This is a genomic window from Halomonas halodenitrificans DSM 735 (genome assembly GCF_000620045.1).
GTDB lineage: Bacteria > Pseudomonadota > Gammaproteobacteria > Pseudomonadales > Halomonadaceae > Halomonas > Halomonas halodenitrificans.
On the sequence record NZ_JHVH01000027.1, the window covers coordinates 1 to 21,859 of the forward strand.

Consider the following 21,859-nt stretch of genomic DNA (forward strand, 5'->3'; position numbering starts at 1 on the left):
TGAAGATGAGGGTTGCCAAGCAGGCGGTCGACACACTTTATCGCATGCTTGGGCTGAATCCGGCGCGGGAGCCGTCGTCCGACCGCGGTCAGAGACAGGCATTGCCCCGATAATAACGCCTCGACACATGTCGCGAGGGCGTTGAAGCGGGCTGAATGCAGAAGGGTGGCTGAAGTCGCCAGAATCCTGTGCAAGAATTGGGGCGTCTGCATGGGCTCCTCGGCATATTGTTTGTTTCGCGATTAACAACATGCCTGCCCATGCAGACTTTTTTCAATCCTAATGTACTGATTTTCTTATTCTATTCGTGGGGAGGCCTCAGGGACAGTCCCCTTGGCTGAGGGGACAGTCCCCCAACCCCACGGGGACAGTCCCCTTGGCTGTCCCCTTAGCCTCGGATCAGACCGGCGGCAGCCAGGCGACTCGCGCCGCGACCAGGCAGAGGGATGCCGTCGCGAGCCAGGGCCAGGGGCAGGGGGCGAGGGTGGGTCGTGGTCGGGCCTGCCAGGCCAGCTGTACCAGGGCGCAGATGACCAGCCCCAGCAGGGCGCCGCCGATCAGGTCGCTGAACCAGTGCACGCCGATCACCAGGCGGGACAGCGCCATCAGGGTGGCGGCGAGGATGGCCGCCCAGTAGGCCCAGTGGCGCCAGGCGGGGCTGAGTTCGCGGGCGGCGAAGGCGGCCGCCAGGCCGAACAGCACCACGGCGCTCGAGGTATGGCCGCTGGGGTAGGAGAAGGAGTCCGCCAGGTAGGCAGGGGCATCGGGTCGCGGGCGCGCGAAGAGGGCCTTGCTCAGGGTGTTGAGCGCCGCGCATCCCGCGAGTCCCGCGGTAATATGCCAGAAGGCATCGAAGCGTCGCCGTCCTGTCAGCCAGATGCCCCAGGGCAGGCAGAGTGCCGCGATACCGAGCAGATCCCCGATTCGAGCCAGCCCTTCGCCGACATGGGTCAGAGCGGGGTGGGCCAGGCCATCGAAGAGTGCCTGGATCTGGCGATCCAGGAGCAAGGGGCCGTGCTGGCCCTGGTGCATGACCAGCAGGGTCCAGCCCGATACGCCACCCAGCGCGAGTATCAGCAGTAGCAGGCTGGCCAGGGGAACCTCGCCATCGCTGCTCTGACGCAGCCATAGCGCCCGCAGCAGGGGGTGGCGCCGAGCCAGGCCGACACTCAGTCGATAGGCACGCCCGTGGCGGCCCGCGTGATGGCGAAGCCAGGAGAAGGCCACCGCCAGGGCGAGCAGCATCACGACCAGTATCGCCAGCGGCTTGTGGAGGGCGGAGGGGACGTCGAGCAGCTGCTCCCAGGTGCGCCCCAGCAGATAGCCCGGCAGCACATAGGCGGGGGCCCATAGCGCCGCGGAGGAGAGGTTGGCCCAGATGAAGGTTCGCGGTGGCATATGCAACATGCCGGCAATCAAGGGCACCATGGGGCGCACGGGGCCCACGAAGCGGCCCAGGAATACCGACAGCACACCATGGCGCTGAAAGAAGCGCGCGGCCCGGGCAATAAACTCGGGGTGGCGCGAGAAGGGCCAGCAGCGAGTAACCCGTTCACGCTGGGTGTGGCCGATCATGAAACTGGCACTATCGCCGACGACCGCACCGCTAAAGGCGGCCATCAGGGTCGCCGGCAGGGCCAGCTCCTGATGCCCCGCCATGGAGGCGGCGGCGGTGATCAGCAGGACGCCGGGCACCAGCACCCCCACCAGCGCCAAGGATTCCAGCGTGGCGATGCCGGCGATGATCAGCAGCAGTACCCCCGGTGATGGGGTGAGCTGGTAGAGGAACTCGGCGGGGTTCATGGCGAGCCTCCGGAGAGCGCTGCGAGCAGGGCGTCAGCCATCGGCGAGGCGCCGGGTCGTACTCTCCAGGCGACGCCTGAATGCCATGAAGGATTGTCCAGGGGTGTGCGCGCAGGTGGTTCCCCGTACCTCCAGGCCTCCCGTGGCGTGGAGCCTGGCATCGGCCACGGCATCCTCGATGCGCTGGCGAACCAGCAGGGCCCCGCTCTCGCTGGTGTTGGGCAATACCAGCCAGAAATCGGCCTCGCCGATGCGACCCAGCAAGTCGTGGTCGCGGCAGTGTTGTTCCACTATCTTGCAGAAGGTGTTCAGCAGGGCGTGGCGCGCCGGTCCGCCGAACTGTTCGCCGGCCATCTCCAGCTGAGGAAGGTGCAGCAGCGCCACGGCAAGCCGTTGGTCCAGTAGTTCGGTGCGCTGCATCTCGCTCTCCAGGCGCTCCAGCAAGGGCTCCGCCTTGAGGGCGGAGCACTCCTGGTCCCAGGGGTCGGTGGCCAGCAACAGGGCATGCTGATGGCGAACGCCCCAGGGGGCGAGACCGGCGGCCATCACCAGGGCCAGATATGCCATGGCCGTCGGTGCCGACAGGCCCTCGCTCGCCAGCAGCAGCCAGATCGGTGCCAGGATGACGTTGAGCAGGGTGGCGGTTCCAAGCGGTAGCAGCAGCAGGGTCAGGACCGCCGGCAGCCCCAGCCATAGCAGGGTCAGGCGGTCTTCTCCCGGCAGGATGGTGGCAATCAGCAGGTAGCCGCATGTCAGCACCAGGTAGGCCGAGAGGCGCGCGGTTTCCTGTTGCCCCAGGCTCATCAGGGCGGCGGTCAGCAGCAGCGGCGAAAGCAGGGCCGGCAGCAGAATCCGGTGATAGTCGCCGACCAGATAGTGCCACACGGCCTGGCCGACCAGCAGCAGGGCGCCGAGCGCATAGAGGGCCGCCAGCAGCCGCGGCGAGTCAGACGTCGACATCGGTCGTGGCTCCCCGGGTCGTGGTGAAGGGCTGTTCTTGTCGATCCAGTGCCTGGCGTTCCAGGGTGATCGAGCGAGTTGATGGCAGGGTCACCAGTCGCACTCGCACCACCCTGTCCAGGTGGCGCATCAGGGTCTCGCGCCGGGTCTGCGCCTGGTCGGCATCGCGGCAGATCAGTATGGCCCCCAGGGTATGGCTATCGAGGCGATAACAGTGCTCGAAGCGCTGGGTCATGTCGCATAGTTGCCCGGCTACCCTCCACAGGTGGCGCCGGCGCGTGCGGAGCAGCAGGAGCTCGGTGTGGGTGCCGTCGCGCCGGGCCCGGGTGCTTTCCCGGACCAGGTCGCCGGTGAGCCTGGCCTGGGGCCAGAGGCGTCTTCCGGGGGCCAGGCTGCCGCGCTCCCTGGCCTGTCGGTACAGGGGCGCCAGGCGCCGCGCCCGAATGAGCCCCAGGGCCAGCAACAGGGCGAGCACCAGGCCGCTGGCCACTGCCTGTTCCACGGGCAGCAGGCGGGCGACCCAGGCCCAGGAGAGCATCGCCAGCAGGGTGTTGAGAGCGGTCATCCAGGCGGGTTGAGGCAGCATGATCAGGGCGGCCCAGGCCCAAAGCCAGAAGGGGTAGCGCTCGGCAAAGGTCCATATCAGCGCGCCGAGCAGCAGGCTGGGGAGTAGCTGCCAGGGAATCATGGGCGGGCGTCGATGGTTGAACTCGACCAGGGCGGCACTGGTGCCGAGCCAGGCCGCTGCCAGGCCGAGCAGCCATCCTTCCGACGGGGCCTGGGCAGTAGGTATCATGAGTGTCGGAAACAGTGCCGCCAGCAGCAGATAGAAGCGCAGCAGGTTGACTTTGTACTTGCTCTGCATGGTGGCTTAGTATGACTCCCTATTACGCAGTGTGCCGATGTAGCGCCAGTATAGCGCCGTTTCGGTACCATCAGGCCAAGTCCACAGGAGACTCTTTCTGGCATGTCAGCTCAAGTCCAGCGTAACGGTACCGCAACCGGCGGTGTCGAGGAAATTCGCGATATCGATGCCTACATGACTGGCCTGGGGCAGTCGGCGCGGCAGGCCGCCGCGAGCCTGCGTCGCACGCCCACCGGCTCCAAGAACGGCGCCCTGCACGCCATGGCCGAGGCACTGGAAGCCTCCCGGGGCGAGGTGTTGGCGGCCAACACCCGGGACCTGGAGCGCGGGCGCGAGAGTGGCCTCGATGCCGCGCTGCTCGACCGCCTGGCCCTGAACGACGATCGTATCGATGCCATGATCGAGGGGCTTCGCCAGGTCGCGGCTCTGCCGGACCCGGTGGGGGAGGTCGACGGCCTGCGTGCCCGGCCCAGCGGTATCCAGGTCGGTCAGATGCGCGTCCCCCTGGGGGTGATCGGCATCATCTACGAGTCTCGTCCCAACGTTACCCTCGAGGCAGCCAGCCTGTGCCTCAAGTCGGGCAATGCCGCCATCCTGCGGGGCGGCTCCGAGGCGCGCGAATCCAATGCGGCGATTGCCGCCTGCATCCGCGAGGGCCTGGCCGCCGAAGCGCTGCCCGCCGGGGCCGTGCAGGTGGTGGCGACCACCGACCGCGCCGCCGTGGGGCGCTTGATCGCCATGCCCGAGTTTGTGGACGTGATCATTCCGCGGGGCGGCAAGTCCTTGATCGAGCGCATCACCCGGGAGGCTCGAGTGCCGGTCATCAAGCATCTCGATGGTGTCTGCCACGTCTACCTGGATGCAACGGCGGATCCCGAGAAGGCGCTGGCCATCGCGGTGAACGCCAAGACTCATCGCTACGGCACCTGTAACACCATGGAAACGCTGCTGGTCGATGCCCCCCTGGCGCAGGCGCTGTTGCCGAAGCTGGCCGCGGCCTACGCCGAGCATGACGTCGAGCTACGCGGCTGCGAGCGCACCCGGGAGATCCTCCCGGAGGCCTCGGCGGCCGGCGAGGAGGATTGGCAGACCGAGTATCTGGCGCCGGTGTTGGCGATCCGCGTGGTCGACGGCATCGAGGCCGCCATGGCACATATCGAGCGTTACAGCTCCCGGCACACCGATGCCATCGTCACCGAGTCCTGGACCCTGGCGCGGCGCTTCATGGCCGAGGTGGACTCGAGTTCGGTGATGGTCAACGCCTCGACCCGCTTCGCCGACGGCTTCGAGTATGGCCTGGGGGCCGAGATCGGCATCTCCACCGACAAGCTGCATGCTCGCGGCCCGGTGGGCCTCGAGGGCCTCACCACCCACAAGTATGTGGTCATGGGCGACGGCCAGGTTCGCCAGTGAGCCGGAACCTTGCCTCGGGCGCCGGGGAGCGCCCGGTGCGCCTCGCCATGCTGGGCGGTACCTTCGACCCGGTGCATCTGGGGCATCTGCGCAGTGCCGTCGAGCTTCACGAGGCGCTGGCCCTCGACCGCGTTCACCTGATCCCCGCCAAGGCGCCGCCGCTGCGGGGGGAGCCCAGCGTGGCACCCGAACAGCGACTGGCGCTACTGCGCCTGGGGATCGGCGATACCCCGGGCCTGGTCGCCGATGATCGCGAACTCTCTCGTGTAGGGCCCTCGTACAGCGCCGATACCCTGGCCTCCCTGCGCGAGGAGTGGGGGCCCGATGCGCGGCTGGTCATGGCGCTCGGCCATGATGCCTTCCTGCGACTTGCCGAGTGGCACGTACCGCAACGGCTATTCGACCTGGCCCACCTGGTGGTGATGGATCGCCCCGACCACCAGGCAGCGCTGCCGGCGGCGCTGCGCGAGCTGATCGACGGGCGTGAGAGCGAGGATGTCGAATCGCTGATGAGGCGTCCCGCCGGCGGCCTGCTGCGCCTGCGGCTGCCCTCGCGGATGGCGATCTCGGCGACCGCGCTGCGTGAACGGCTCGCCGGCGGGCGCAGCGTTCGTTATCTGCTGCCCGAGGCGGTGGAGCGGCATATCATCGCCAACGCTCTCTACAGGCCAGACCGAGACTGCACCTAGGACTACAGCCCAGGGCTACAGCGTCCCGGGGCTAATCTGGCGACAAGCCTACGAGGAGGCGCTGTGAATACTTCCTTGTACGCTACCGACGCCTTCCCTGGCGTAGGACCTCCTCTTCGACTTGTCCCCAGCGCCCCGGGGCTAATCTGGCGAAAGTCGAAGAGGAAGCATGACCTTGGGAACGGACCCTGTCAGACGGCGGTCAAGGCGTTACAATGGTCATTCAACGACACCTGACAGAAGACCCTATGCATAACGATGCTCTCAAGACCCTGGCGGTGGACGCGCTGGAAGAACTCAAGGCCAAGGATATCGTCCAGCTGGATGTGTCGCGGCTCACCAGCGTGACCGACCTGATGATCATCGCCAGCGGCACCTCGACCCGCCACGTATCGGCACTGGCCCAGCGTGTGGTGGAGCGCGCCAAGGAACAAGGCAGGCAGCCGCTCGGCGTCGAAGGCGATGCCGAGGCCGACTGGGTACTGGTGGACCTGGGCGGAGTGATCGTCCATGTGATGGTGCCCGAGACCCGGCAGCTCTACGACCTGGAGCGGCTCTGGGCCGACCTCCCCAGCGACCTGGAACGTGAAAACGAGCTTTCCGGCGTATGAGGGTCCGCCTGCTGGCGGTAGGCACCCGCATGCCCGCCTGGGTCACGGAAGGCGTCGAGGAGTACCGCAAGCGCCTGCCCCGTGACTTCGCCCTTGAGGTCGAGGAAATCGCCCCCGGGCAGCGCGGCAAGAATGCCGACCTGGCTCGAGCCATGGCGAGCGAGGCCGAGCGGATCCGGGCCCGGCTGCGTGGCAATGAGCACCTGGTCGCCCTGGAAGTGGGCGGCAAGGCCTGGAGCACCGAACGCCTCGCCGAACAGGCCGAGAACTGGCGCCTGGCCGGCCGGGATGTGGCCTTGCTGGTCGGCGGCCCCGACGGCCTGGCGCCGGAGCTCTCCGCCGCCGCCGACCAGCGCTGGTCGCTGTCACCGCTGACGCTGCCCCATCCGCTGGTACGTATCCTGCTGGCCGAACAGCTCTATCGCGCCTGGACACTGATGGTCGGTCACCCCTACCACCGCTGAGTCGACGCCTCGCCGCTTTCTCGTCACACCGGACATTCGATGCGCAAGTCACGCCACAATCTCAAGAGCCCCGAGCAGGAGTTGCGTATCTTTCGGGTGCGTGCGCTGCTTGCCCTGCTGCTCGTGTTGCTCCTGACCGGCCTGCTGGTGGGGCGCCTGGCCTACCTTCAGGTGGCCCAGCACGAGGTCTACACCACCCGCTCGGAGAAGAATCGGGTACGTGTCGAGCCGCTGCCGCCGACCCGGGGGCTGATCTACGACCGCAACGGAGTGCTGCTGGCCGAGAACCGCCCGACCTATAATCTCACCCTGGTGCGCGAGCGCGTCGAGGACCTCGAGGCCACCCTGGACCGCCTGGTGGCGATCCTCGAGCTCTCCGAGGAAGAGGCGGAGGCGTTCCGCGTGCGCTCGCGTCAGCGTAAGCGTCCCTTCCAGCCGGCGCTGCTGATGAGTGACCTCAACGAGGGACAGATCGCGCGGCTGGCGGTCAATCGTCACCTCCTGCCGGGGGTCGAGGTCGAGGCGCAGCTGCTTCGCTATTATCCCGATGCCGAGGTGATGGCCCACGCCCTGGGCTATGTGGGGCGGATCAACGCCGAAGAGCTCGAACGCCTGGATGCCGGCCGCTATGCCGGCACTCACTTCATCGGCAAGACCGGCGTCGAGCGTTTCTACGAGGAGGAGCTGCACGGCGAGGCCGGGCTGAGAAAGGTGGAGACGAATGCCCGGGGCCGAGTGTTGCGGGAGCTGGGGCGAACCGACCCGGTGCCCGGCAAGGACCTGACCCTGACACTGGACAAGTCGCTGCAGGAACTGGCCTTCGAGCTGCTCGACGGCCGACGAGGCGCCATCGTCGCCATCGAGCCGGCCACCGGCGGCATCCTGGCCATGGCCTCGGCACCCGGCTATGACACCAACCAGTTCGTGACCGGCATCGATGTCGCCTCCTATCGCGGGCTGCAGGAGGACATCGATCTGCCCCTCTATAATCGGGCGATCCGTGGCCATTACCCGCCCGGCTCCACGATCAAGCCTTTTCTGGCCATGGCCGGGCTGGCCGAGGGGGTGATAACGCCGGGCAAGACCATTCATGACCCCGGTTACTTCCAGCTGCCCAACGACGATCGTCGTTACCGTAACTGGCTGAGCTGGGGGCATGGCCGTGTCGACCTCGAGCGCTCCCTCGCCGTCTCCAACAACACCTACTACTACACCCTGGCGCATGATCTGGGCATCGATCGCATCTACAGGAACATGACCAACTTCGGTTTCGGCACTCGGGTCGCGCATGATGTCTTCGGCCAGAGTCGTGCCCTGATGCCGTCCCGGGACTGGAAGCGGGAGCGTTACGATCAGGCGTGGTATCCCGGCGAGACGCTCTCGGTGGGCATCGGGCAGGGCTACTGGCAGGTCACGCCGCTGCAGCTGGCCACTGCCACCGCGGTGTTGGCCAACCGCGGGGACTGGGTCAAGCCGCGCCTGGCCCAACGCCTCGGCGATGAGGCGTTACCCGAGGCTCTCCCGGATACCCCCGAGGATATCGATCTGGCCAACGAAGGCTGGTGGGACAGTGTCTTCTCCGGCATGGAGAAGGTGGTCTCCGGCCATGAGGGGACCGCCAGGCGCACCGGGGTGGGGCTCGAGTATCGCATGGGCGGCAAGTCGGGTACCGCCCAGGTCTTTTCGCTGGGTCAGGACGAGAAATACAATGCCGATGAACTGGCCGAGCGGCTGCGCGACCACGCCCTCTTCGTGGCCTTCGCGCCGCTCGAGGCGCCGCAGATCGCCGTGGCGGTGATCGTCGAGAACGCCGGAGGCGGCAGCACCCATGCCGCGCATCTGGCGCGGGCGATGACCGATGCCTGGCTGCTGGAAGACGAGGAACCCGATGCCTAGAACGTTCGTGGGGAGAAGACGCAAGACGATGGACGCCTGCCGGAAGACAGTCCCATGGGGCTGAATGACCTGTCGCGCTCCTGGCGATCGCACCCGGTCGGGGCGCCGGCCAGCGGCATGGCGCGGCGGCGCGGGTTCTGGCAGCGGGTTCACCTGGATCCCTGGCTGCTGGGCATGCTGCTGGTGCTGATGGTCGCCGGCCTGGTGGTGATGTATAGCGCCAGTGGCCAGCGTATCGACACGGTCGCTTCCCAGGGCATCCGCTTTGGTGTGGCCCTGGGCGTGATGATGATCATTGCCCAGTTCTCGCCGAGCACGCTGATGCGCTGGGCGTTGCCTGCCTACCTGCTGGGTGTGGTGATGCTGGTGGCGGTGGAGCTGGTGGGGGACATGGGCATGGGGGCTCAGCGCTGGCTGGTGATCCCCGGGGTGATCCGCTTCCAGCCGTCGGAGCTGATGAAGCTGGCGATGCCCATGATGGTCGCCGCCTTCCTGAGTCGCCGCGAGCTGCCGCCGGGCCTCAAGGACATCATGGTGTGTGGGGTGATCATCGGAGTGCCCGTGGTGCTGATCGCCAAGCAACCCGACCTCGGCACCTCGCTGCTGGTGTCGGCCTCGGCGGTCTTCGTGGTGTTGCTGGCGGGGCTGTCCTGGCGCGTCATCGGCCTGCTCGTCGTCCTGTCGGCGTCGGCGTTGCCGCTGCTGTGGATGAACATGCACGAGTATCAGCGCAAGCGCGTGCTGACCTTCCTGGATCCGAACAGCGATCCCCTGGGGGCGGGCTGGAATATCATCCAGTCGACGACCGCCATCGGGAGCGGGGGCGTGCTGGGCAAGGGCTGGCTGGAAGGCACCCAGTCCCAGCTCGAGTTTCTGCCCGAGCGGCATACCGACTTCATCGTCGCGGTGCTGGGCGAGGAGTTTGGCCTGGTGGGGATGCTGGCCTTTTTGCTGCTCTACCTGCTGATCGTGTGTCGTGGCCTGTGGCTCGCCGCCCAGGCTCAGGAGACCTTCGGGCGGCTGTTGGCGGGCAGCATCATCCTGACCTTCTTCATCTACGTGTTCGTCAATGTCGGCATGGTCAGCGGTATTCTCCCCGTGGTGGGCGTGCCGCTGCCGCTGGTCAGCTTCGGCGGCACCTCCAGCGTGACCTTGATGGCCGGTTTCGGTATTCTCATGGCCATTCATGCCCACCGCCGCCTGCTGCCTCGCTGACGGCGCCCGGGACTGTCCCCGGCAGTGGTGCCGATGCTGGCGACGAGCATAAACATTGACCGGATGGCGCGGCCGGGGACAGTCCCGATGGGTGCCAATCGGATCAGAGATCGACAGAGGGAATCGTACATGACGCCGTCACGTATTCATGGAAGGAAGAGGCGCCTGGCGACGGTGGCCTGCGCCGCCTTGCTGGCCAGCTCGACACTGGCCGCTCAGGAATTTGCCCCCGAGGGTCATGAGGGGGCCCAGGCGCTGGTCGATGAACTGGCCGGCGAGACAGCCGATCGCGCCTGGCTGGAAGATGCCATGGGAGAGGCACGTTATCGCCAGGAGGTCCTCGACGCCATGTCGGGCGCCGCCGAGGGACGCCTGCGCTGGGATGAGTATCGCGGGATCTTCCTGGACGACAAGCGCATCCAGAATGGCGTCGCCTTTATCGAGGCACACGCCGATGCCTTCGCCCGCGCCGAGGCGGAGTATGGCGTACCCGAGGAAGTCATCGCCGCCATCCTGGGCGTGGAGACCCGCTACGGGCGCATTACCGGCGACCATCGCGTGCTCGACTCCCTGGCCACGCTGGCCTTTCATCATCCGCGACGCGGCGATTTCTTCCGCGGTGAGCTGGCGGCCTTTCTGGAAATCGCCTACGAGCAGCAGGTGGCCCCGGGCGAGCCCCTGGGCTCCTATGCCGGCGCCATGGGGTATCCGCAGTTTATTCCCACCAGCTACCTCGCCTATGCCGTCGACTTCGACGATGATGGCCTGCGCGACCTCTGGACCAATCCGGTGGATGCCATCGGCAGCGTGGCCAACTACTTCGCCGAACACGGCTGGCGCGGCGATGAGCCGATCCTGCATGAGGCCACGGGACCGGCGTTGCCTCCCGAGGGTATCGACTTCAATCGCGCGGCGCGTCGCCCCGCGGTGAGTGCCGAGGCGTTGCGTGATGCCGGCATCGAGGTTCCGGCCGCGCTGGGCGATGAACGCCGCCTGCTGCCGGTGGCCCTGGAAGAAGGGGAGGGCAACTGGCGCTATGTGCTGGGTGACTTCAACTTCTATGTCATCACTCGCTACAACCATAGCCATCTCTACGCCATGGCGGCGGTGGAGCTTGCCGAGGCGATCGCGGCGACGCGTGACCTCGAGGCCCACTGGCTCAAGGCGGTGGATGCCGATAACGAGGAGGCGTCCTGATGCTGTGGCGCTGGCTGCCCGTCGCTCTCGGAGTCGTCCTGGCCGGCTGTGCCGGCGACGGCGGGTCCGTCCCCTCGGATGCCGATACGTCCGACACGGCATCTTCTTCCGGGCGCTATGCCATGTCGGGTGATGCCTACCCCCAGGAGCCGCCGGACGTCAGCCGGGTGCCCGATGCCGTGCCTCGCAAGGAGCCGCTTTCACGCGGCGGCAATCGCTCCACCTATGAGGTCTGGGGCAAGACCTACCATGTCCTGCCCGACGCGAGTGGCTACGTGAAGCAGGGTACCGCCTCCTGGTATGGCGAGAAGTTTCATGGCTATGCCACCTCCAATGGCGAGATCTATGACATGTACAAGATGTCGGCGGCCCACCGCTCGCTACCGCTGCCGTCCTTCGCCCGGGTGACCAACCGGGATAACGGCCGCTCGGCGATCGTCAGGGTCAACGACCGGGGGCCCTTTCACAGCGAGCGGGAGATCGACCTCTCCTACGCCGCGGCGGCGCGACTGGATATTCTCGACAACGGCACCGGCCGGGTCACGGTCGAGGCCATCGATGTCGATCGCTGGCTCGCCGAGAACGGTGAGGGCGGTGCCGGCACGAAGCGGGCGGCCGATACCGCACGCCAGGGCGTGGTCCCCGCGGCGACCGCCACGGCGACCCAGGCGCCTGCCACGCAATCCCGGCGGCCGGAGGACAATGCCGTGAAGCCTCCGTTATACCTGCAGGTGGCGGCGTTGAGTTCCGCTCATGGTGCCCGCGACCTGCGGACTCGCCTGGAGAGTGATCTGTCGCGGCCGGTGCGGGTCGCCGAGGCCGCGGGGACACATCGCGTGCAGGTGGGCCCCATCTCCCGCCTGGACCAGGTCGAGCCACTGCGCGAGGCGTTGCGGCGCGCCGGCTTCGCCGAGAGTTTTATCGTCAAATGAGGTCGGCTGACTGGCCTCGATCCCCTTTACAGAATGACCTGACGAGAGTCGCCCCATGAAAGAGCTGTTTACCCTACGTCCTGGCCGTCTGCTGCCGATGCTGATGGCCTGTCTGGTACTTGTCGTTGCGGCGCCTGCCGTGGCACAGGAGGTGCCGGTACCCAAGCCCCGGACCCTGATTCCTTCTCCGCCACAGCTGGCGGCGAGTGGCTGGATCCTGATGGATGCCGACAGCGGCCGCGTATTGACCGCACACAATTCCGACGAGCGTCTGCCGCCGGCGAGTCTGACCAAGCTGATGACCGCCTATCTGGTGGAGCGCGAACTCGATCGTGGCAATATCGCCATGGACGACATGGTACCGGTGAGCGAGAACGCCTGGCGCACCGGTGGCTCCAAGATGTTCATCGAGGTGGATACCGAGGTCTCCATCCGCGACCTGCTCTACGGCATCATCATTCAGTCGGGCAACGATGCCAGCGTGGCCGTGGCCGAGTACCTCTCCGGCGGCGAGGCCCCCTTCGCCGACCTGATGAACCAGAATGCCGATCGCCTGGGGCTGAGCAATACCCACTTCCGTAATGCCACGGGGCTGCCCGCCGAGGATCACTATTCCACGGCTCGCGATCTCGCGCGGCTCTCGCGCCATATCATCCAGGATTACCCCGAACACTATAAGATCTACGCCGAGAAGTACTTCACCTACAGCGATATTCGCCAGCCCAACCGCAACCGCCTGCTGTGGCGCGACCCCAGCGTCGATGGCCTCAAGACGGGTCACACCGAAGCGGCGGGCTACTGCCTGGTGGCCTCGGCCAAGCGCGACGACATGCGCCTGATTTCGGTGGTGATGGGCGCCAACTCCGAGGAAGCGCGTGCCCAGGAAACCCAGAAGCTGATCAGCTACGGCTTCCGCTACTTCGAGACCCTCAAGCTCTACGATCGTGGCTCGGTGCTCAATACGCCCCGGGTATGGGGCGGCGATATCAACGAGCTGCGCGTCGGCGTCGACGAGGACGTGGTGATGACCGTGCCCCGCGCTCGAAACGACGAACTCACCGTCAGCCTGGATATCCAGACCGATATCGAGGCGCCTGTCCAGCAGGGCGAGCGCGTCGGCACCCTGGAGGTACAGCTGGGTGACGAGGTGGTCGGCGAGCGGCCCCTGGTGGCCCTGGACGCCGTGGAAGAGGGCGGCTTTATCAAGAAGCTGATCGACCGGGTGCAGCGCTTCTTCTCCAGCCTGATCGGCGGCTGGTTCGACTGATAGGTCAGGCGGGGCTAGCCATCGAGCTAGCGCCCCAGAGCCAAGGGGCGCTGGGGATAAGCCGAAGAGGGGGTCCTATGCCATGGACGGCATCGGTAGCGTACAGGGAAGTATTTACAGCGCCCCCTCGCAGGCTTGTCGCCAGATCAGCCCCGAGCCGTCGAGCTTCCAGTTTGCTGGCCTGATCGTCTGGAGCCTGGCATTGGTCACCCGGGCAGGGCTCGAGTAAAATGGCCGTATATTCACGACTCTCTGGAACAAGCATGAACGACAAGTCGCTGCGCGACCTGCGTCGCCCGAGCAAGCCGGCCTCCGGCGAATCGCCCAGGATCACCTTCCCGTGCCAGTATCCCATCAAGGTGGTCGGAGATGCCGCCGATGATTTCACGGCGGTGGTGTGCCAGATCATCACCCGCCATGACCCCGAATTCGATGCCGCGACCGTGAAGGTCGTCGATAGCCGCAATGGTCGCTTTCAGTCGGTTCGGCTGACCATCACGGCCACCGGCGAACCCCAGTTGCAGGCGCTGTTCGAGGAGCTCAAGGCCACCGGCCGCGTGCATATGGTCGTGTGATGGCCGAGGATTCCACGCTGCCTCCCATCGAGCCGCCTCCCATCGAGCTGCATCGCCTGGGGCGGCGCCCCTACGAACCCGTGTGGCGCGCGATGCGCGAGCTCACCGACGGGCGCGATGCCGCCACGCCCGACCAGTTCTGGCTGGTAGAGCATGACCCCGTCTTTACCCAGGGCAAGGCGGGCAAGCCCGAGCATCTGCTGATGCCGGGCGATATTCCGGTGGTCCAGACCGACCGCGGGGGCCAGGTGACCTATCATGGCCCGGGCCAGGTGGTGCTCTACCCGCTGATCGATGTGCGTCGCGCCCGGATGGGCGTTCGCGAGCTGGTCAGTGCCCTGGAAAACGCGGTGATCGCCATGCTCGCCGACCATGGGGTCAAGGCCCGGGCGCGGCCCGATGCGCCGGGCGTCTATGTGGATGGCGGCGCCATGGGCGAGGCCAAGATCGCCTCGCTGGGACTGCGCATCCGCCGTGGCGGCAGCTTCCACGGCGTGGCCCTCAACATCGATGGCGACCTGTCCCCCTTCCAGTGCATCAACCCCTGTGGTTATGCGGGGATGGCGATGACGCGCCTGGCCGACCGGGTCGACGATTGCCCCGACATGGAGACGGCCGGCGAGCGCCTGGCGGAGTGCCTGGCGCTCGAGCTGAAGCGCGAACTGATCACCCCACGTTGATCGCGTCGATGCGGTTGGTGTCCTGCTCCTGACCGGGCACCTCGGCGGGGGCGGCCAGTCCCAGGTTGTTCTTCTCGAACACCCGGTCGGCGCGATAGCTGGAGCGCACCAGCGGACCCGACGCCACCTCCATGAAGCCCTTCTCGAGCCCCAGGCGGCGATAACGGTCGAACTCCTCGGGGCTCACCCAACGCTCCACCGGCAGGTGGTTGCGAGTGGGGCGCAGGTACTGGCCCAGGGTGACGATATCCACGCCGATGGCGCGCAGATCATCGAAGGTGGCCAGTATCTCCTCGTCGGTCTCGCCCAGGCCCAGCATCAGGCTGGTCTTGGTCAGCACGCGCGGATTATGGGCCTTGGCATGGGCCAGCACATCCAGCGTCTTGCGGTAGCCGGCACGCGGGTCGCGGACCCGCTCGGTCAGGCGCTCGACGGTCTCGACGTTCTGGGCGAACACCTCGAGACCGGAGTCCACGACCCGCTCGATGGCGGTGTGGACGCCGTCGAAATCGGGGGTCAGCGCCTCGACCACCACCTCGGGGGTCCGGGACTTGATGGCGCGAATGCAGTCGGCGTAGTGAGTAGCGCCGCCATCCTCGATGTCGTCGCGGTCCACCGAGGTCAGCACGATATAACGCAGTCCCATCAGCTCCACCGACTTGGCGGTGTTGGCCGGCTCCTCGGCATCCAGCCAGCCGCCGGGGTTGCCGGTGTCCACGGCGCAGAAGCGGCAGGCGCGGGTGCACACGGAGCCCATCAGCATGATGGTGGCGGTGCCGTTGCTCCAGCACTCTCCCATGTTGGGGCAGTGGGATTCGGCGCACACCGTGCTCAGGCGATGCTCGCTGACGTTGCGCTTGACGGCTTCGAAGCGCTCGCCGCCGGGGATCTGGGCACGCAGCCACTTGGGCTTGCGTCCCGGGTCGACGCCGCCTTCATCGCCGGCATCAGGCTGGCGGCGCTGTTTGATACCATCCTTGATGGCGGCGAAGCCGTGCTCGGTGCGAAACTTCTTGCCGCTGGAAATGGTGGTTTTCGGGGTGCTGTCGCTCATAGGGTCTGACCCCCTCCGCTCGGCGTCTTGTGGGCTGGCATGGCCGGGGTGCCCCGCTCGGGGTCGCCGGTCCGGCCTGGCCCGCCTTGGCGCTGTTGGGTTGCTGGTAACAGGCGCCAATCTACCATAGCTGCACGCGCTCGGCATGGGGGAGCGGCGTTTCGATCGACACCGGCGCCGGCCGTTTTGGTCCTCTGGAAACCCCTCGGGAAACCAGAAGGGGCTCGTCGGCGGAATCTAATTGCGTTATATTGCGGTGCAACAAAGGGCGAATGCTACATTCTTGCCGATCCTAATTCCCTGACCGCCAACACCAGGAGGTCACCATGATGACCCTACCCATGCCGACGCCACCGGCCGCTGCGCTCAGCCTTGTCGACCCCTTCGGCTTCGGCCGTGCCGCGGGGCGCTACTGGCTCGACGCATTCGAACGCAGCGTCCTCTACCTGGATGTGATGCGTGAGCGTGGCAACCAGTATCTGGAACACATCGAGCAGACCCGGCTCAGCGTGCTGGGCTTCGATACCGAGCTGTTGATGGACGGCTTCGACCTGCCGCGGCCGGTCAACTACGAGCTCTTGCGTATCGTGCCGCCCGACGGGCAGCCCACCGACCCGCAGATGCGCCCCTTCGTGGTGGTGGATCCGCGTGCCGGTCATGGACCGGGCATCGGCGGCTTCAAGGCCGACAGCGAGATCGGGGTGGCGCTGCGGGCCGGTCATCCCTGTTATTTCATCGGGTTTCTGCCCTATCCGGTGCCCGGCCAGCAGGTCGAGGACGTCGTGGAGGCGGAAATCGCCTTCCTGCGTCATGTCAACGAGCGCCATGGCGAGATTTCCGAGAAGCCCATGGTGGTGGGTAACTGCCAGGCGGGCTGGCAGGTGATGATGGCCGCCTCCCTGGAGCCCGACCTGTTCGGACCGATCCTGATTGCCGGGGCGCCGCTCTCCTATTGGGCCGGGGAGCGAGGCAATGCCCCCATGCGCTACTCCGGCGGCATGACCGGGGGCAGCTGGCTCACCTCGCTGTTCAGCGACCTGGGCAACGGCCAGTTCGATGGTGCCTGGCTGGTGCAGAACTTCGAGAACCTCAACCCGGCCAATACCTTCTGGTCCAAGCAATACCGCCTCTATTCCCGGGTGGATACCGAGGCCCAGCGCTATCTCGACTTCGAGCGCTGGTGGGGCGGTCATGTGGTGCTCGGCGGCGACGAGATCCAGTATATCGTCGACAACCTGTTCGTCGGCAACCGCCTGTCCACCGCCCAGCTGGTCACCTCCGACGGCCGGCGTATCGACCTGCGCAACGTGCGTTCGCCCGTGGTGGTGTTCTGCTCCCGGGGTGACGACATCACGCCACCGCCCCAGGCGCTGGGCTGGATACGCGACCTCTACGAAGGCAGCGAGGATATCCTCGCCAACGAGCAGACCATCGTCTACTGCGTGCACGACACCACCGGTCATCTCGGCATCTTCGTGTCCGGCAGCGTGTCGCGCAAGGAGCACACCGAGTTCACGGCCAACATGGACTATATCGATGTGCTGCCGCCGGGCCTCTACGAGACCACGATCTCGGAAGCCGAGGAGCGCGATGACAGCGAGCTGATCGAGCGTGACCATCTGCTGGAGTTCACGCCGCGCAGCGTCGAAGAGCTCGACCAGGTGGTCAAGCCCAGCATCGAGGATGACAGGCGTTTCGCCACCGTGGCACGGATCTCGGAAATCAACCTGGGCCTCTATCGGGCCTTCGTGCAGCCCTGGGTTCGCGCCATGGCGACGCCCGAGTCGGCTCACTGGATGCGCCGCCTGCATCCCAATCGCCTGGGGTATCGTCTGCTCTCGGATCAGAATCCGCTGATGACGCCGGTCCCGGTGCTGGCCGAGCGGATTCGTGCCGATCGTCATGCCCTGGATGAGGCCAACCTCTTCCGGGAGCTGGAGTCGGTCGCCTCGGACCAGATCACCCGAAGCTTCAATGCCTGGCGCGATCTGCGCGACGGCAGCGTGGAGCGCCTGTTCCTGGATGTCTATGGTCAGCCGTTCCTCCAGGCCCTGGTGGGGCTGGGGGGCGATGCCCATGTCCACCGCCGGCGTCCCGGCGCCGAGCCCGAGCATCGTCGCTTCATCGAACGGCGTCGCGCCGAGCTCACCGAGAGCATCGCCGATGGTGGCAGCCACGAGGCGGTCATCCGGGCCTTGATCTTCGTGCTGGGCGGGGCGACCTCCACCGATGAGCGTAACTTCAAGCGGCTGCGTGCCTCCCGCGCCGAACTGGATCCGCAGCTCTCGCTGGCCGACTTCAAGCGCCTGATGCGCGAGCAGTTCTTTATCCTCAAGCTGGATCGCAAGGCGGCCATCGAGTCGCTGTCGACCCTGCTCGAGGGGCAGAGCGCCGAGCAGATTGCCGCCCATCTCGAGCATATCGAGCATGTGCTGGCAGCCAGTGGTGGCCTCTCCGAGAGCTCCGCCAGGCGGCTCGAGCGGGTGCGTGAGCTCTTCGAGCGCGCCATCGATCACGCGCCCCGGATCGAGGCGGAGTCCCGTGCCGAGGCCGAGGCCTGGCTGGGTGAGCGGGCCCAGGCCCAGCACCTGGCCTACAGCGAGCTCGAGGGATTCATGGATGAACGCGAGCCCGAGGTGAAGGAAGTCGAACCAGAGGTAAAGGAAGTCGAGCCCGAGGTGAAGGAAGTCGAGGCCCCGCACGTTGAGCAGGCCGCCAGCAAGGCGGAGAAGCCCGAGAGGCCGGAGGCGTCACAGGAGCCGGAGGCGTCGCAGAAGGCCAGGCCGGCGGGGAAGCCATCGTCATCGCGGCGGCGTGGCGGTGCCAATCGCCGCAAGCCCAAGGGCGGTAACGGCTCGCGCTGATCGCTCACCAGGCGCTATTCGACGCCCCCATTGCCCGGTGCAATGGGGGCGTCGTCGTTTGGGGGATGCTTGCCCGGGCATGTTCCTCGGTCTAGGGTCAAGGGGCCCGACCCCGTCGTGCTACTGGCGTGATGCCTGGCGCTGGGGTAGGGTAAGCGCATTTTTCATACGCCCTGGTTGGGCGGCAGGAACTCGCCAGGCACGGCACCGGGTCCGTGTCACCGACACTTAGTGGAGCACTATGGGCAAGTCACTGGTCATCGTTGAGTCGCCGGCCAAGGCGAAGACGATCAACAAGTATCTCGGTAGCGACTTCATCGTGAAGTCCAGCGTAGGTCATATCCGCGACCTGCCGACCAGCGGCTCGGGAAAGACGGCCACCGATCCCAAGGAGCGGGCCCGGCAGGCGGCGGCGACCCGCAAGATGTCGCCGGAAGAGAAGGCGGAGCATCGTCGGCAGAAGGCCGAGGCTCAGCTGATTCGGCGCATGGGCATCGACCCCGAGCACGGCTGGAAGGCCAATTACGAGGTCCTGCCCGGCAAGGAGAAGGTCGTTGCCGAGCTCAAGAAGCTCGCCGAGAAGGCCGATGCCGTCTATCTCGCCACCGACCTCGACCGCGAGGGTGAGGCCATCGCCTGGCACCTGCGCGAGACCATCGGCGGGGACGAGACGCGCTACAAGCGGGTGGTGTTCAACGAGATCACCCAGAACGCCATTCAGGAGGCGTTCCAGGACCCCGGCAGCCTCAATATTCCCCGCGTCGAGGCCCAGCAGGCGCGGCGCTTCCTCGACCGGGTGGTGGGCTTCATGCTCTCGCCGCTGCTGTGGGCCAAGGTGGCCCGGGGGCTCTCGGCGGGGCGCGTGCAATCGGTGGCCATGCGCCTGATCGTCGAGCGTGAGCGAGAGATCCGTGCCTTCGTGCCCGAGGAGTTCTGGGACGTTCACGCCGGCCTGACGGTCGACGGCGGCGAACCGGTGCGTTTCGAGCTGGTGCGCCAGGATGGCAAGGCCTTCCGGCCCACCTCCGAGGCCGAGACCCTGGAGCGCATCGCGGCGCTGCGCGAGTCGGCGCTTGCCATCACCTCCCGGGAAGACAAGCCGACTCGCTCCAGGCCCAACGCCCCCTTCATCACCTCGACCCTGCAACAGGCCGCCAGCGGCCGCCTGGGCTTCTCGGTGAAGAAGACCATGACCCTGGCCCAGCGTCTCTACGAGGCGGGCTACATCACCTATATGCGTACCGACTCCACCAACCTGTCCAAGGATGCCGTGGCCAGCGTGCGCGACTTTATCGGCGATGAGTTCGGGGCGCGCTACCTGCCCGAGACTCCGCTTCGCTATTCCAGCAAGGAAGGCGCCCAGGAGGCCCACGAGGCGATTCGACCCTCCGAGGTGGGGCGGCGTGCCACCGACCTGGCCGGCATGGAACGCGATGCCGAGCGCCTCTATGAGCTGATCTGGCGCCAGTTCGTGGCCTGCCAGATGACCGCCGCCGAGTACCTCTCCACGACGCTGACCGTGGAGGCCGATGGCTATGAACTCCGGGCCAAGGGACGGGTGCTGAAGTTCGATGGCTACACCCGGGTGATGAAGCCCATGGGCCGCAAGGATGAGGATCAGTCGCTGCCGGACCTGGCCCAGGGCACGTCCATGAGCCTGGCGAGCCTCGACCCCCGCCAGCACTTCACCAAGCCGGCGGCGCGCTATACCGAGGCGAGCCTGGTCAAGGAGCTGGAGAAGCGCGGCATCGGCCGTCCTTCCACCTATGCCGCGATCATCTCCACCATCCAGGACCGGGGCTACGTCAAGCTGGAGAACCGCCGCTTCTATGCCGAGAAGCTGGGCGATATCGTCAGCGAGCGCCTCAAGGAGTCGTTCCCCGACCTGATGGACTACTCCTTCACGGCGCGCATGGAGGATGGCCTCGACGAGGTGGCCGAGGGCGAGCGCAACTGGCAGGCGCTGCTCGATGCCTTCTATGCCGAATTCAAGAAGGAGCTTCAGGCCGCCGAGAGCGAGGAGGGCATGCGCCCCAATCAGCCGGTGCCGACCGATATCGACTGTCCCAGCTGTGGTCGCAAGATGCAGATCCGCACGGCGTCCACCGGGGTCTTCCTGGGCTGCTCCGGCTACAACCTGCCGCCCAAGGAACGCTGCAAGACCACCATCGACCTGTTGCCGGGCGAGGAGGCCGTGGCCGCCGACGCCGACGAGGCCGCCGAGACCGATGCCCTGCGCGCCAAGCATCGTTGTTCGACGTGCGGTACCGCCATGGACAGCTACCTGATCGACGAGACGCGCAAGCTGCATATCTGTGGCAACAGCCCGGACTGCGGCGGCTACGAGATCGAGCAGGGCAAGTTTCGCATCAAGGGCTACGATGGCCCCACCATCGAGTGCGACAAGTGCGGCAGCGAGATGCAGCTCAAGAGCGGGCGCTTCGGCAAGTATTTCGGCTGCACCAGCGACGCCTGCAAGAACACCCGCAAGCTGCTCAGGAGTGGCGAAGTGGCGCCGCCCAAGATGGACCCCATCGACATGCCGGAGCTGGCCTGTCAGAAGGTCGACGACCACTATGTGCTGCGCGACGGCGCCAGCGGCCTCTTCCTGGCCGCCAGCAAGTTCCCCAAGAACCGCGAGACGCGCCCGCCGCTGGTCAAGGAGCTCAAGGCGCATGCCGAGGAGCTGCCCGACAAGTATCGGTACCTGCTCGACGCCCCCAGCGAGGATCCCGACGGTCGTCCCGCCCAGATCCGCTTCTCGCGCAAGGCCAAGGAGCAGTTCGTGATGACCGACGAGAACGGCAAGGCCACCGGCTGGAAGGCCACCCACGACGGCAGCAAGTGGCAGGTGGAGGACAAGCGCAAGTGACACCGGGCGTCAGCGGCCAGGGGGAGCGCCTGGCCGTCTTCGTCGACGTCCAGAACGTCTACTACACCGTGCGTGAGGCCTACGGCCGTCACTTCGACTACAACGCCTTCTGGGCGCGGTTCGCCGCCGCCCGGGAGGTCGTGGTGGCCAATGCCTATGCGGTGGAGCGCGGCGACCCTCGTCAGCGCCACTTTCAGGGGATCCTGCGGGCCATCGGCTTCAATGTGAAGCTCAAGCCCTTCATTCAGCGCCGGGATGGCTCGGCCAAGGGGGACTGGGATGTGGGGATCACCCTGGATGCCATGGAAGCCGCGCCGGGGGTCGACCGGGTGGTGCTGGTCTCCGGCGACGGTGACTTCGACCTGCTGGCGAGCCGCCTGCGAGAACGCTTCAAGGTGAGGGTCACCGTCGTCGGGGTGGCGGCGTTGACCGCGGACTCCCTGGTGCGTGCGGCGGATGAATTCGTGCCCATCGAGGGGGCGCTGCTGCTCTAGTTCGCTCG

At 66.5% G+C, this 21,859-nt stretch carries 18 protein-coding genes; 14 read left to right on the forward strand and 4 right to left on the reverse strand.

Translation table 11 applies throughout. From position 1 onward, the window contains the following. Positions 1 to 399: 399 nt before the first annotated feature. Genes Q358_RS0112195 through Q358_RS17400 form a run of 3 tightly spaced genes read right to left on the reverse strand, consistent with a single transcriptional unit; the run spans position 400 to position 3,628 of the window. Positions 400 to 1,803 carry a bifunctional DedA family/phosphatase PAP2 family protein gene (locus Q358_RS0112195; protein WP_027962264.1) on the reverse strand — a complete coding sequence of 468 codons (1,404 nt, stop codon included), beginning with the start codon at positions 1,801 to 1,803 and terminating at the stop codon, positions 400 to 402. A gap of 33 nt (positions 1,804 to 1,836) precedes the next feature. After that, entirely contained in the window at positions 1,837 to 2,763 is a 927-nt protein-coding gene (locus Q358_RS0112200; protein WP_027962265.1) for a diguanylate cyclase domain-containing protein, read from the reverse strand. Next, complete coding sequence (locus tag Q358_RS17400; protein WP_051530361.1) at positions 2,750 to 3,628, reverse strand: hypothetical protein; 879 nt, start codon at positions 3,626 to 3,628, stop codon at positions 2,750 to 2,752. The genes Q358_RS0112200 and Q358_RS17400 overlap by 14 nt, the downstream gene beginning before the upstream one ends. Positions 3,629 to 3,730: 102 nt before the next feature. On the opposite strand from Q358_RS17400, the gene Q358_RS0112210 reads away from it, so the two are divergent. The 11 genes from Q358_RS0112210 to lipB all read left to right on the forward strand — a co-directional run bounded on the left by Q358_RS0112210 (position 3,731) and on the right by lipB (position 14,567). Beyond that, positions 3,731 to 5,041 carry a glutamate-5-semialdehyde dehydrogenase gene (locus Q358_RS0112210; RefSeq protein WP_027962266.1) on the forward strand — a complete coding sequence of 437 codons (1,311 nt, stop codon included), beginning with the start codon at positions 3,731 to 3,733 and terminating at the stop codon, positions 5,039 to 5,041. Between the two features lie 47 nt (positions 5,042 to 5,088). After that, the gene (gene nadD, locus Q358_RS0112215) at positions 5,089 to 5,730 is read left to right on the forward strand and encodes a nicotinate-nucleotide adenylyltransferase (RefSeq protein WP_051530364.1); all 642 of its coding nucleotides are present in this window, start codon (positions 5,089 to 5,091) and stop codon (positions 5,728 to 5,730) included. A 248-nt stretch (positions 5,731 to 5,978) separates the two neighbouring features. Continuing rightward, positions 5,979 to 6,341, forward strand: a complete 363-nt coding sequence (rsfS, locus tag Q358_RS0112220; RefSeq protein WP_027962268.1) for a ribosome silencing factor — start codon at positions 5,979 to 5,981, stop codon at positions 6,339 to 6,341. Beyond that, positions 6,338 to 6,805, forward strand: coding sequence for a 23S rRNA (pseudouridine(1915)-N(3))-methyltransferase RlmH (rlmH, locus tag Q358_RS0112225; RefSeq protein ID WP_027962269.1), 468 nt, complete (start codon positions 6,338 to 6,340; stop codon positions 6,803 to 6,805). Before rsfS ends, rlmH begins: the two co-directional genes overlap by 4 nt. A gap of 39 nt (positions 6,806 to 6,844) precedes the next feature. Then, positions 6,845 to 8,701, forward strand: a complete 1,857-nt coding sequence (mrdA, locus tag Q358_RS17405; RefSeq protein ID WP_043488268.1) for a penicillin-binding protein 2 — start codon at positions 6,845 to 6,847, stop codon at positions 8,699 to 8,701. Between the two features lie 54 nt (positions 8,702 to 8,755). Beyond that, a complete protein-coding gene (gene rodA, locus Q358_RS0112235; protein WP_027962270.1) occupies positions 8,756 to 9,916 on the forward strand; it encodes a rod shape-determining protein RodA in 1,161 nt (386 codons plus the stop codon). A gap of 129 nt (positions 9,917 to 10,045) precedes the next feature. Continuing rightward, a complete protein-coding gene (mltB, locus tag Q358_RS0112240) occupies positions 10,046 to 11,113 on the forward strand; it encodes a lytic murein transglycosylase B (protein ID WP_027962271.1) in 1,068 nt (355 codons plus the stop codon). Beyond that, positions 11,113 to 12,045, forward strand: a complete 933-nt coding sequence (locus Q358_RS0112245; protein ID WP_027962272.1) for a septal ring lytic transglycosylase RlpA family protein — start codon at positions 11,113 to 11,115, stop codon at positions 12,043 to 12,045. The genes mltB and Q358_RS0112245 overlap by 1 nt, the downstream gene beginning before the upstream one ends. A 97-nt stretch (positions 12,046 to 12,142) precedes the next feature. After that, complete coding sequence (locus Q358_RS0112250) at positions 12,143 to 13,312, forward strand: D-alanyl-D-alanine carboxypeptidase family protein (protein WP_156940916.1); 1,170 nt, start codon at positions 12,143 to 12,145, stop codon at positions 13,310 to 13,312. A gap of 263 nt (positions 13,313 to 13,575) precedes the next feature. Further along, the gene (locus tag Q358_RS0112260; protein ID WP_027962274.1) at positions 13,576 to 13,887 is read left to right on the forward strand and encodes an HP0495 family protein; all 312 of its coding nucleotides are present in this window, start codon (positions 13,576 to 13,578) and stop codon (positions 13,885 to 13,887) included. Continuing rightward, a complete protein-coding gene (gene lipB / locus Q358_RS0112265; RefSeq protein ID WP_027962275.1) occupies positions 13,887 to 14,567 on the forward strand; it encodes a lipoyl(octanoyl) transferase LipB in 681 nt (226 codons plus the stop codon). Before Q358_RS0112260 ends, lipB begins: the two co-directional genes overlap by 1 nt. Here the strand turns inward: lipB and lipA are convergent. Next, complete coding sequence (lipA, locus tag Q358_RS0112270) at positions 14,554 to 15,621, reverse strand: lipoyl synthase (RefSeq protein ID WP_027962276.1); 1,068 nt, start codon at positions 15,619 to 15,621, stop codon at positions 14,554 to 14,556. The genes lipB and lipA overlap by 14 nt on opposite strands. A gap of 326 nt (positions 15,622 to 15,947) precedes the next feature. Between lipA and Q358_RS17410 the strand changes: the two genes are divergently transcribed. From Q358_RS17410 to Q358_RS0112285, 3 genes are all read left to right on the forward strand, one after another. Further along, positions 15,948 to 18,485 carry a DUF3141 domain-containing protein gene (locus tag Q358_RS17410; protein ID WP_425402557.1) on the forward strand — a complete coding sequence of 846 codons (2,538 nt, stop codon included), beginning with the start codon at positions 15,948 to 15,950 and terminating at the stop codon, positions 18,483 to 18,485. Positions 18,486 to 18,726: 241 nt separating this feature from the next. After that, complete coding sequence (topA, locus tag Q358_RS0112280; RefSeq protein WP_027962277.1) at positions 18,727 to 21,357, forward strand: type I DNA topoisomerase; 2,631 nt, start codon at positions 18,727 to 18,729, stop codon at positions 21,355 to 21,357. Continuing rightward, positions 21,354 to 21,851 carry an NYN domain-containing protein gene (locus Q358_RS0112285; RefSeq protein WP_027962278.1) on the forward strand — a complete coding sequence of 166 codons (498 nt, stop codon included), beginning with the start codon at positions 21,354 to 21,356 and terminating at the stop codon, positions 21,849 to 21,851. Before topA ends, Q358_RS0112285 begins: the two co-directional genes overlap by 4 nt. The last annotated feature ends 8 nt before the right edge of the window (positions 21,852 to 21,859 follow it).

Coding starts and splice junctions, on each gene's coding strand:
- Q358_RS17410 (WP_425402557.1), top strand. CDS start 15,948: ATGATGACCCTACCCATGCCGACGCCACCGGCCGCTGCGCTCAGCCTT.
- lipA (WP_027962276.1), bottom strand. CDS start 15,621: ATGAGCGACAGCACCCCGAAAACCACCATTTCCAGCGGCAAGAAGTTT.
- topA (WP_027962277.1), top strand. CDS start 18,727: ATGGGCAAGTCACTGGTCATCGTTGAGTCGCCGGCCAAGGCGAAGACG.
- Q358_RS0112195 (WP_027962264.1), bottom strand. CDS start 1,803: ATGAACCCCGCCGAGTTCCTCTACCAGCTCACCCCATCACCGGGGGTA.
- Q358_RS0112200 (WP_027962265.1), bottom strand. CDS start 2,763: ATGTCGACGTCTGACTCGCCGCGGCTGCTGGCGGCCCTCTATGCGCTC.
- Q358_RS0112245 (WP_027962272.1), top strand. CDS start 11,113: ATGCTGTGGCGCTGGCTGCCCGTCGCTCTCGGAGTCGTCCTGGCCGGC.
- nadD (WP_051530364.1), top strand. CDS start 5,089: ATGCTGGGCGGTACCTTCGACCCGGTGCATCTGGGGCATCTGCGCAGT.
- Q358_RS17400 (WP_051530361.1), bottom strand. CDS start 3,628: ATGCAGAGCAAGTACAAAGTCAACCTGCTGCGCTTCTATCTGCTGCTG.
- Q358_RS0112250 (WP_156940916.1), top strand. CDS start 12,143: ATGCTGATGGCCTGTCTGGTACTTGTCGTTGCGGCGCCTGCCGTGGCA.
- Q358_RS0112260 (WP_027962274.1), top strand. CDS start 13,576: ATGAACGACAAGTCGCTGCGCGACCTGCGTCGCCCGAGCAAGCCGGCC.
- mrdA (WP_043488268.1), top strand. CDS start 6,845: ATGCGCAAGTCACGCCACAATCTCAAGAGCCCCGAGCAGGAGTTGCGT.
- Q358_RS0112210 (WP_027962266.1), top strand. CDS start 3,731: ATGTCAGCTCAAGTCCAGCGTAACGGTACCGCAACCGGCGGTGTCGAG.
- rsfS (WP_027962268.1), top strand. CDS start 5,979: ATGCATAACGATGCTCTCAAGACCCTGGCGGTGGACGCGCTGGAAGAA.
- rlmH (WP_027962269.1), top strand. CDS start 6,338: ATGAGGGTCCGCCTGCTGGCGGTAGGCACCCGCATGCCCGCCTGGGTC.
- lipB (WP_027962275.1), top strand. CDS start 13,887: ATGGCCGAGGATTCCACGCTGCCTCCCATCGAGCCGCCTCCCATCGAG.
- mltB (WP_027962271.1), top strand. CDS start 10,046: ATGACGCCGTCACGTATTCATGGAAGGAAGAGGCGCCTGGCGACGGTG.
- rodA (WP_027962270.1), top strand. CDS start 8,756: ATGGGGCTGAATGACCTGTCGCGCTCCTGGCGATCGCACCCGGTCGGG.